A 10584-nucleotide genomic window follows, 5' to 3' on the forward strand; every position below is an offset into this window, starting at 1 on the left:
TCTTCATGACGCCGAACTCCTCGGCGGTGAGGGGGCCGGGCTTCAGGAGCACGGCGTCGGGTATGCCGATCTTCCCCACGTCGTGCATGGCGCTGGCCGTGGTGATGGTCTCCACGAACTCCCTGGGGAGCCCCAGCGTCCCGGCGATCCTCCCCGAGTAGATGCCGATCCGGGAGATGTGGGCGCCGGTGTCCTCGTCGCGCAGCTCGGTGGCGGCGGTTAGCCTTTCGATGATCACCTGGCTCATGCTCTTCACCTGCCAGAGGGCGTCGGTCAGCTCCCGGGTTCGCTGGGCCACAGTCTGCTCCAGCTCCACGCGGTAGCGCTGCTCCAGCCGCTTCATCCGCTTGTACTGCACCCCCTTGTCCACCGCGTGCAAAAGGTAGGCGAACTGGAAGGGCTTTGATATGAAGTCGAAGGCCCCCTTTTTGAGGGCTTCCACGGCCATGTCGAGCTCGGCGAAACCGGTGGTCAGGATGACCGGCGTGTCGGCATCGATCAGCCTGATCTGCTTGAGCAGCTCGATGCCGTCCATGCAGGGCATCTTGATGTCGGTCAGCACCACATCGGTCTGGGCCTGCCGGAAGCGGTCGAGCGCGGAGCCGCCGTTGTCGAAGGCGCTGACGGTGTAGCCGTGCTCGGTGAGCAGGTCGCTCACGCTCTCCAGGACGAAGTCGTCATCGTCGATCAACAGGACCGTGTGGCCGTTGCTACCGTTCATATGGAAGTACCTCCCGTAGTGTTAGCGCAGCGTCCGGATGGACACCGTGGGTGACCAGCTGCTCGGCGTGGTGCAGCCCGGCAGCTGGTCGGTGTACCCACTCAAGAAAAACCTTGCCGCCGGGGTGCATCCGTTCCAGCTCTCGATGGAGCGCGGTGCCGCACCTGGCGACCGGTAGGTGTAATCGGCGTAGTTTCGCATGTTTCAGCTGATTACCGCAAGTAGTACCTTAACTAATCGGCAGCGCGCCTTCCAACTGCTCCCGGTGGGGCAGTTGGTTTGGCCGGCAGGGGGGCGAGCGGGCCCCCAAACAAAAACGCCCACTTTCAGCCGAAAGTGGGCGCTCTACTCCAACCGTGCCTGCAGGCGCGGAGGAGGCAAGGAATCCTCTGTTTCGGCAACCCGGCTATCCCTGAGGGACCCGTGGCTTTGCGTCACCAGATTGCTCTGGTTTTGCTAGTATCGATCAGAAGCAGGTGCTGAGCCGTGCTTGGCATCTCGTTTAGCAATTCGCGTGCCACTGGGCTCCTTGCCGATTTGCAAGGGATTGGCAGCGGTGAGCGGGCGGGAAGGGGGAGAGGCACTATCGAAAACGGTTACTGGTGTACGATGAGGTAGCGATAAGCGATACCCGCACTCTGCGCCCCCCTGTGCAGGCCACCGTCAGCGCCAGCCGGCCGGAGGCCCCCGTCAAGCTAATCCTGTGCATCTCCCGGCTGCTCGCCGACGCTGATGCCGTGCTTTTCCAGTCGGCGGCGGAAGGTGTAGTAGTTCATCGCCAGCATCTCGGCGGTCTTCATCCTTCTCCCCTCACAAAAGGCGAGCGCCTGTTCCAGGGACCATTTTTCCAGATGGTCCATGCTGCAGGGAAACGGTGGAGGTGACGCCGCCGAGGCTGCCTCGGTGTGGGGAACGAGCGTGCTCTTCAGGGGGAGGCGCGCGACGGCTGCGATCTCCCGGGCGCTGATCTCGTGTCCCGCGTACAGCATCAACTGCCGGATGGTGCTCTTTAGTTGGCGCACGTTGCCCGGCCACGACAGCTCGATCAGCATCGCCCGGGCCTCCTCGGCCAGGGTCGGCGGTACGCACCCCAGTTCGTCGGCGGTTTCCCGCAGGAACTTGATGGCCAGCGGCACGATGGCCTCCGGGGTCTCCCTGAGCGGCGGCAGCTCGATGGTGACGTCGGCAAGCCGGTAGTACAGGTCTTCCCGGAAGCGACCCGCTGCAGCTTCCTCCTTGAGGTCCCGGTTGCTTGCCGCCACTATCCTCACGTCGATCATCCGCTCCGCCAGGCTTCCCACCGGGGTGAAGCGCTTCTCCTCCACGAAGCGCAAAAGCTTGGCCTGGATGGCGGGGGAAGCCGCCTCGATGTCGTCCAGGAAGAGGGTGCCACCCTGCGCGGTCTCGACCAGCCCCGCCTTGTTGCCGGCGGCGCCGGTGAAGGCTCCCTTCACATAGCCGAACAACTCGCTCTCGGCCAGGTGCTCCGGGATCGCCCCCATCTGGACGGCGATGAAGGGGCCCTCCCGCCGCGCGCTCATGTTGTGGATGATGTTGGCAAGCCGCGATTTGCCGGTGCCGGTCTCTCCCTTGAGCAGCACGCAGAAGGGGGTGCGCGCGGCGCGGGAGGCAAGCTCGGTGACCGCGTTCAGGGCCGGGCCGGTGCTTTCCAGGGCCAGTTGCCTGGGGGCGCGCAGTCTCACCCCGCTGAAAGCCCCCACGGCGGCCTTGGCGATGGCGCTCACCAGTTCGTCTCCCTTGAGCGGCTTGCGCAGGAAGGCGGTCACTTTCAGCTCGAGTGCCTTCAAGAGGTAGTCGGTGTCCACGTATCCCGAGCAGAAGATGAGTGGAAGCTGCGGTGCCTGCTCCCGCACCCGGCTGGCGAATTCCAGCCCGTCCATGACCGGCAGCCGGATGTCGCTCAAGACGAGGTCGCAGTTTTGGCGCTGGAGCAACTCCAGCGCCTGGCGGCCGTCAGCCGCCTGCAGGACCTGGCCGCAGTAGTGTTCCAGAAACTCGGCGGTATCCTGCCTGAGCTCATCTTCGTCGTCGACCAGTAGTAGGGTGAGTTGCTTGAGATCGGTCATGCGGGTACCTCGCGAGGGCCAAGCGGCAGGTGGTAGAGCGGACAGGTAGCGGCCGGCGGCCGTCCAGGCGCTGCCGTCAGGCGGGCTCCTGGAGTTCTGGCGGTGGTGCGGTGTGTCTGCGCCCCGGCTTGCTGAGAGCTGGGGAGGGTAAGTGGGGGGTGAGGTGAAGGGAATTCGGCGGCTCGGTGGGCCCCTCGTGCAGGCCCGCTTCCGTTGTGGGGGGGCTTGCGCCTCCCTGGCGGGAGCGGAGTGCAGTCGGTGCAGCGCGTGTGATGTAAGACAGTGGTAACTGTAGGGTTCAAGCGTATTTCTCTGATGTGATACACGACCGGCTTGGCAGGTCTCAAGCGGCGACACGAGCGACTAATTTAGTCGTTTAACTTTATCTTTTTTGCCATTTGCAAGTCAAGCATTCTCATAGAGCCTCCTGGTACTGGCACGGGGATCGTGGGAATTGACAGAAAGAAGCTGAGCACTGTATTTGCCCTACCGGCCACCGCCGGCAGTGAGAGTGCCTTTGTAAGCAGTTGAAGCTACCCCGTCCTTTCCGGGGCAGATGCCGTACTGTTTGCCGGCGTGGCCTCCAACCCGTGATGCCCACCGCTATTCCTTTGAAATGTCGATCAATTGGCGCAGGTTTTTACGCCTCAGTTCAGCTGATGGGGACCTAGAAGTAGTGGTTCCAGAGGGCGCGCAGCTCCGGGACCCGGTCACCGTTCACCCATTGGAGGGAGCCTTCCAGGCTCAGGCTGTTGTTCTGGGAAAGTCGCAGGTTCTGGGCGAGCTGAGATTTCACCGAAAAACGGTGGTCGCCGATACCGTAGTAGAAGGTCTGCGCCTGCAACTGTACCTTCCACCAGGGGGTGAGCTGTTCCATGATCCCCAGGCTCACCCCCGGCCCGGCTGTCACCCCCGCCCGGATCCCTCCACCCGCATTCAGGTCGATCTCCCCGAATCCATACATGATCCCGCCAAACGGTGAGTGATAGGAGAGCCCCCCTCCGGAGTTGAGCCTGAAGATCAGGTGGTCTTCGCCATCGGGCATGGCCTCCTGGTCGAAGCCGACGTTGACCTTCCAGGACAGCGGCCTGAAGAAGAGATCCCGCGGCGCCGTGGAGACGATATCCAAAAGGTGCAGGGTTCTCAGTTGCGCCTTTTCCTGTGCCGGGTAGTAGTCCACTGCGGTGTCCAGGAACTTGATCTGCGCCCCTTTCAGGTAGCCCTGGTCGGGGTCGAGCAGGCCGTGGAATTCCGGCTGGAGTCCCAGCTCGGCGTACCCCTCGCCCCGGCGCGCGCCCCCTCCGACGGCGAGCTTGGTGGTCCGGTGCCCTGCTTCCGGCGGGGGAGGGGGATCTATCTTGTAGGGCTCGCCGGGGGCGGTCCCCAGCTTGCTCCGCTCGGTGAGCAGCTTCAGGTACAGCTTGGAGTAGCTCTCCTTGTCCAGTTCCTTCTTGGCGAACCTGAACTGGACCATCTCAGCGGCGAGGTCCAGGACCTCCCTTTGCGTGTCGAGAGGGGTGTTGGAAAGGCGCAGGGCCACCGGCTGCCGCGCATCCTGCGCCAGCTCCAGGGCCGCCTGCTGACCTGATGCATCCAGCGTCGAGGCGATCTTCCTGATCCGGGTCCCCTGCGAGGGGCGGTAGGCCGCCTCATCCAGTATCCCGCTCTCCAGCGCAATCTCGATGGTGTTGGTGGGAAGGACCAGCACCCCGGTCCGGTCCGTGAGGTGGAGCGACGGCCTGGCCGCCTCGATCAGGAACAACAGGTTGTAGGAGCAGTTCTCGTCCAGGAAGTAGTACTGCGAGGAGATATACTCCAGCTCCAGGACGTGCAGGAGCATCCGGTTCACCTCTTCCCGGGAGAGCTTCAGGCGGTATTCCCAGATGTCCCGGTGCTCCAGGTCGCTGTACTCCTTCACCTTCAGGTAGTAGGGCATGAGGGAGTAGTACCCCCGGTATTTGCCGAAAAGCCCCTTGTACGCGTACACGATGCCGTTCACATCGGTGGTCTCCGCCGCGTAGTTGACGGCAAAGGAGATCAAGCTGCTCCGGCTGCCGCTGTCGATGCGGATCAGGGTGTGGCCGAACATGGAGGCCGGGCTGTTGATGTGGCCGACCGGAAAGATCAGCGCCGCGGAGTGCGCATCGACCTGCCCAATCAGCGAGTCCCTCTCCGAGCAGCTGAAAGGGGGGAGTTGGGAAACGTCGATGGCGAGGCGCTCTTTGAGCCATTGCAGGCGTGCGGGAAACCGGCAGCCGGCCTGGGTGCCGTCCTTGGCCCCGGCCTCGAAGAAGCCGGCAAGGGTCGCCCGAAGTTCCGCCTCGGGGTCGGTCCTGCCGTCTGCCGAGAGGAAGAAGCGGGGATCGTTGATCTTGCTTCGGTAGGAGCCGCCCATGCCCTTTCCGTAATGGAGCAGCACGATCCAGTTTCTTTCCTCGTGCAGCCGCTGCTGCTTTGCCTGGGCAAGGAGTTGTTCCAGGTAGGGGGAGGGCTGGGACAGCGCCGGGGCGGGAACTGCCGCGAGCGCGAAGAGCGCCCAGAAAGTGAAGACGGCGCGGCGCACGGCAGCAGGTTTTATGGGGGAAAGGGCCATCCTTGATTCCAAGTACTCATCGCATGAAAAAAAGGTGCACAGAACTGGTCCGTGCACCTTTCTTCCTCTCAGGGAACGACTCAGTTCTTGTCGACGGTCACGACGTTATCGATAACCTCGGCCATAACCACCTTGTCAGAGGTGAAGATGTTGGTGAAGTTGGCCTGCAGTTTTGCCTTGAAGGCGTCGCTTTGGGAGGGATCGACACCAAGCATCTCCACGAAGGTGTCCAGGGTCTCGCCTTTGCCCATGGCGATCTCCTTGGCCAGGTTATCCATGTTGGCACGAACGAACTGGTTCAGCCTCTCGTTCTGTGCGGACTTTGCGGGAGGCTTGCACTCCGATGTGCCGGATGAGATGCCGAAGGTCTGGTTGCCCGAGCTGCCGTTGGTGGTAGCTTGGAGGGCCTGGAAGAATACGTTGTCGTCAGCCTTGTTTTCCCAGAGCACGGTCCCCAGGCCGCACCCGGTATTGGTACGCGCCTCACCTGCGGCGAAAGCGGTACCTGACAGTAGCAAGCTCACCATCAATCCCGTCAAAAGTTTCTTCATTGTTTTTCTCCTTTTCCTGTTGGCCGATGTCGAATTGGCAGGTCCGCCATGTTCCCACCTTTGGGTAAAGCGGATTCAGGGTAGACATGGCTTGTAGAAAAGCCACCTGGATCAGGCTTCCTCATGAGTCCTGACCTTGTTCAAGTGTAACCTGCAGGTTAGGGGTGTCAATGACACCACCGGCCGGGATATTTTAACCAGCTTTGTCCAGCTGCGATCTTAATGACTATTGCCCGTCTTGATCAGTCACCAGGATAACCTGTTGCCCATTGGCATAGAGGATGACATTGGCCGGGACTTTGCTTGCTTTTGGTGATCGGGGAGGCATGCCTATCCGCTGGAAACGTCAAGCGCCTTAAAAGGCAGGGGATTGCGTTTGGTAGCGGTCTTCCTGGCGGTAGTAAAAGAGCGGAAGAAGGTCGCTATATCATCCCCTGGACGCTATTTCGTCCTTTGATCTCCTGTCTCGCAGTCCGGATCTGCGTCAACAGGTCCATCAGACGATGCGGAATTAAATCAACTGACCGCATCAGCGCAGTGTGCCGTCTATGGCCATGAAGAGCTTTCTAAAAGCTGTCGCCGTGACTCTTCTTTCAGCGTTACTCCTCGCTGTGGCAGCGGTCGTTATCGCCCCGCGCCTGTTGACCATGGACACCTTCAAACAACAGATACTCTCCATGACGGAGCAGGCCTTGAACAGGAAGGTGACCTATCAAGAGGTCACCTTTTCCTGGCGCCTCTTCCCGTCGGTCGCTTTTCGCGGGGTCACCGTCGCGGAGAGGTCGGGGAGCTCGCCGTTTATAGAGGCCCGGCAGCTTGCCTTCACGTTCGCGCTGCTTCCCTTGTTCAACAAGGAGGTTTATCTGCGGGAAGTGGAGTTAGATCGACCGGTTGTGGTGGTCGGCAGAGACCATACCGGGCAGTTCAATTTCGACGACTTGCTCAAGGGGAAAAGCTCCGGGTATGAAATCCATCTCAAAAAAATTCGCATAACAAACGGCCAAATCCGTTTGAATGACCGCTTGCAGGACCCCGCCGGCTTCACCTTACTGCTTGAGAACCTGGAACTTAAGGCAAGTGGGTTGGCCAAGGGGAAGACCTCCACCTTCCAGCTTTCCACCACAATTCCCGGTGCACGCGTGCCCACTGCCGTATCTGTCAAAGGCACCGCACGGATCCCCGCCACCGGCAGCCCTCTGCGCGAATCGAAGTTCGACCTCGCCCTGGCCGCCAATAACCTCGACCTTGGCCGCTACTGGCCCTATTACGGCAGCTTGCTACCCTTCAAACCGTTGCGCGGGCAGTTGGACGTGGAGGGAACCTTCAAGGGGACACCCGACCAGTTCGCTACCAAGGCGAAACTCCGCTTCCGGGGCCTCCGCTTGGACTACCCTCAGCTCTTCCATGCCGTTCTCACTCCCCGCGACTTCCGTGTCGCAGGGGAAGTCGACCTTTCCCCGAAAGGGCTGGCGATCAACTCTGTCGATCTCGCAGTCGACGGGCTGCGGGTCACGGGGAACTGTCTATTGGGAGACCTCCAGTCCAGCGATCCGCGCATCACTGCCCATGCCGTCACCTCTCCCTTCCGCCTGGAGGAGTTTCACCAGTATATCCCGTTCGGTATCATCCCCAGCAACACCTCCGACTTCATCGAGCGGCATATCAAGGGAGGGATCTACAGGCTCGACGAAGGCAGGCTCGACGGCAGGGTCAGCCAGATCCTCCACATGGAACGGGGCGACAACCACAAGGTCCTGCACATCCGCGGCAGAGTGGAAAAGGGATTGGTCGATTTTGGTCCAGGCGTGCCCACCTTCAACAACATCAGGGGAAACCTTGATATCCTGCACAAGGACTTCACCCTCCGCGGCATGTCTGGGAATTTCGGCGCTTCCCCCTTTACCCTGGAAGGAAAGATTGCCGATTACCTCCACCCACTCTGCCAGTATCCCTTCGAGATGGCCATCACCCCGGCGAAGAGCGAAATGGCCTGGCTGTTAGGTCAGGGGTCGGCAGCGGCCTCCTTCGTCGGGCCTGCACTGCTGCGGCTGTCTGGTTCGGGCTCACCCGGCGATTATCGGCTGGGTGGGGCGTGGGAGTTGTCCGGCGCCGATTACCAGTTTGGGAACGTTATCCGAAAGCCGGCTGGCACCTCGAACCGGCTCCGGTTCACCGCCCATCTGAGGGACGCCGAAATCAGGGTCGATGAACTCCAGTATGAGATCCCTCCGCTCCAGGTCACGGCCGACGGCAGCTATCGTTACCGTCAACGGGACCCGCTCACCTTCAGGGCCGCTACCAATCGATTCCTGGTCGAACCACTAATCCCCCTGGTGCCGCGGTTGCAAAAGTACCATCCTGCAGGTGCCGTACAAGCGCGCATCAGCGGGGCGGGGAGTCCAGACCGACCAGGTGCCATCAGGCTTGGCGGAGAGATCACCCTGGCCGACTTTTCGGCGCGGCCGCTCCAACAGATAGCCCGCTTGAGTGACATCAACGGGACAATCCACCTTGACGGAGCGGCCTTGGAAACGCAGAAACTGATCGGCAGGGTAGGGGGCTCGCCGTTCACTGTCTCAGGGCGCGTGGAAGGACCTTCCAATCCTGCCGCCGATCTGGTCTTCTCATCCCCCCAACTGCATCTGCAGGACCTTGGGTTTCATGACGAGGGACCCGTCCCGGAGGTGAACCACCTGTCCGGAGGATTTTCCGTCAAGAACGGGAGAGTGACCATCGGCTCCCTGTCAGGGCGGGTAGCGCACACATCGTTCGCAATGAGTGGCGAGGTTACTGGGGGCGATAAACCGAAGCTCTCCCTAACGGCGAATTTCCCGCACCTGAAGGTGGAGGACCTGGAACCTCTGCTTCGTCTGAAACGCGCAGGCGAGCACAAGGGAAGCGCCGGGAAGATTTCCGTGAAAGCACGGGTGACTTCACCAGCGGGTAGTGTCCGGGAGGTTGCCTTTAAGGAGTTGGATAGCGAGCTCACCATGGAAGGAAGCCGGCTTGCTGTCGAGGCGCTCCGGGTAGGCGCTTTCGGTGGGACCATCTCCGGGAACGGTGAAGCCGATTTCGCCGGCGAAGGTCTGGCGACCTACCGTGCACAGTATCGGCTCGACCAGATCGATGCTGGTAAAGCTCTGCACGCTGTGGGAGTAAAACCGCAGCTAACCGGTGTACTGGTTGCAGAAGGAGAAATCACCGCTCGGGGGAACACGCCGGGCGAGCTTCGGAACACGGCGCAAGGTAACGCCAGTGTGCGTCTGAGTGGCGGACAGCTGATCCCGTCATCATCGGCAGGGGGGACGGGGAGCCCGATCCCTTACTCACAGATCGCGGGGAACTTATCCTGGGGCAACGGAATCCTGACGGTCCAGGATCTAAATGCAGGTATCTTCAGCGGGACCATTTCAGGTGACGGTAAGGTCGTCTTCGCGGCCAAAGGGGCCCCTGAATTCGAGGTGCGCTACCGCCTGCACCACCTGGATTCGGCCCAGTTGACCCGGGCGGCGGGTGCCGACGGCTACCTCCGCGGAACGCTCGATGCCGAAGGACATCTGGAGGCAACGGGGAGCGGGTGGGAAGAGGTGAGAGACAGCGGCCGGCTGGTGGCGGTCATCGATCTATCGAAGGGCGCCGTTCGCCTTGCAAGTGGCGAAACCGGCCTGGTAGCCTTCAAAACCCTTCACTCGCAGGTCACCCTGGACCGGAAGGTCATCGGGATGAAATCACTCCGGGTGGAGGCGATGGACGGGGTGATCAGTGGTCATGGCGAGGCCGACTTCAGCCTCGCCGATGGGCCCGGCTACCAGGTCAACTGCATGTTGGAAAAGGTCGATGCGGCGCAATTCCTCAAGATCTTCAGGGTGACCAAGGAACTGTCGGGCCGGCTCAACATGCAGGCGGCAGTGACGGCCAAGGGGGGAAACGTGAACGCCTTGGAAAAGACCCTCCAGGGTTCGGTCCACATGCGTTTGGACAAGGGGGTGATCAACAAGTACCGCGTTCTCGCCCGGGTATTTTCCATTCTGAACGTGTCCCAACTCCTCAAGTTCCAGTTGCCTGACATGGAGATCAACGGTATGCCCTATAACCGGATCGAGGTGACTTTCTCTCTGCGCGATGGGATCGCCTCAACTGAGGACTTCACCATCGATAGCCCGACACTCAACATGACGGCGGTAGGGACCACTGACCTGGTCAGGGAACAGGTAGACCTGAAGATCGGTGTCCACCCGCTGCAAACGGTAAGCGGTATCATCAGCCGCATCCCGGTGATCGGCTGGATACTGACCGGCGATAGCAGGCGCTTCCTGGTGGTCTACTTTGAGGCGAAGGGGCCCTGGAGCGATCCGAAAGTATCCACCCTCGAAATGACGGCCCTTCCTCGCAGCGTCTTCAACATCTTCAAGCGTGTCTTCAAACTTCCCGACACCCTCGTCACCGAACCGGGCAAGGTCATCATGGGGCGCTGACCTCTACTAATCCCGCGCAGTAAGCATTTAACACTCTTGTAACAATTTCTACACATTCCCCCTGTAATAAGGTGGCATGACTGGTACCGAGCGAGGAGTGTGATGCCTACTATTTTGATCATCGAGGACGAGAGGGATTTGGCGGAACTGGTGGCGT

At 61.0% G+C, this 10584-nt stretch carries 6 protein-coding genes and 1 riboswitch; of the genes, 2 read left to right on the forward strand and 4 right to left on the reverse strand.

The genetic code is table 11. The features are described from left to right. A partial coding sequence (locus VJ604_RS18145; protein ID WP_324084951.1) for a response regulator occupies positions 1-721 on the reverse strand: 721 nt, incomplete at its 3' end. Between the two features lie 37 nt (positions 722-758). Here VJ604_RS18145 and VJ604_RS18150 point away from each other — a divergent pair. After that, complete coding sequence (locus tag VJ604_RS18150) at positions 759-899, forward strand: hypothetical protein (protein ID WP_324084953.1); 141 nt, start codon at positions 759-761, stop codon at positions 897-899. A gap of 215 nt (positions 900-1114) precedes the next feature. Next, positions 1115-1189, reverse strand: a riboswitch (cyclic di-GMP riboswitch). A 227-nt stretch (positions 1190-1416) separates the two neighbouring features. Here the strand turns inward: VJ604_RS18150 and VJ604_RS18155 are convergent. From VJ604_RS18155 to VJ604_RS18165, 3 genes are all read right to left on the reverse strand, one after another. Next, complete coding sequence (locus VJ604_RS18155; RefSeq protein ID WP_324084954.1) at positions 1417-2808, reverse strand: sigma-54-dependent transcriptional regulator; 1392 nt, start codon at positions 2806-2808, stop codon at positions 1417-1419. A 667-nt stretch (positions 2809-3475) separates the two neighbouring features. Next, positions 3476-5401 (reverse strand): Lnb N-terminal periplasmic domain-containing protein, encoded by a 1926-nt coding sequence (locus VJ604_RS18160; protein ID WP_324084955.1) that lies wholly within the window; start codon positions 5399-5401, stop codon positions 3476-3478. An 80-nt stretch (positions 5402-5481) separates the two neighbouring features. Beyond that, the gene (locus tag VJ604_RS18165; protein ID WP_324084956.1) at positions 5482-5952 is read right to left on the reverse strand and encodes a DUF3015 family protein; all 471 of its coding nucleotides are present in this window, start codon (positions 5950-5952) and stop codon (positions 5482-5484) included. A 554-nt stretch (positions 5953-6506) separates the two neighbouring features. Here VJ604_RS18165 and VJ604_RS18170 point away from each other — a divergent pair. Beyond that, positions 6507-10427 carry a YhdP family protein gene (locus VJ604_RS18170; protein WP_324084957.1) on the forward strand — a complete coding sequence of 1307 codons (3921 nt, stop codon included), beginning with the start codon at positions 6507-6509 and terminating at the stop codon, positions 10425-10427. Positions 10428-10584 lie beyond the last annotated feature (157 nt).

Origin of the sequence: Geomonas sp. (genome assembly GCF_035254065.1) — a bacterium.
GTDB lineage: Bacteria > Desulfobacterota > Desulfuromonadia > Geobacterales > Geobacteraceae > Geomonas.

Excerpts from the sequence above, each read along its gene's own strand:
- VJ604_RS18150 (WP_324084953.1), top strand. The coding sequence starts at position 759 with ATGGACACCGTGGGTGACCAGCTGCTCGGCGTGGTGCAGCCCGGCAGC.
- VJ604_RS18155 (WP_324084954.1), bottom strand. The coding sequence starts at position 2,808 with ATGACCGATCTCAAGCAACTCACCCTACTACTGGTCGACGACGAAGAT.
- VJ604_RS18160 (WP_324084955.1), bottom strand. The coding sequence starts at position 5,401 with ATGGCCCTTTCCCCCATAAAACCTGCTGCCGTGCGCCGCGCCGTCTTC.
- VJ604_RS18165 (WP_324084956.1), bottom strand. The coding sequence starts at position 5,952 with ATGAAGAAACTTTTGACGGGATTGATGGTGAGCTTGCTACTGTCAGGT.
- VJ604_RS18170 (WP_324084957.1), top strand. The coding sequence starts at position 6,507 with ATGAAGAGCTTTCTAAAAGCTGTCGCCGTGACTCTTCTTTCAGCGTTA.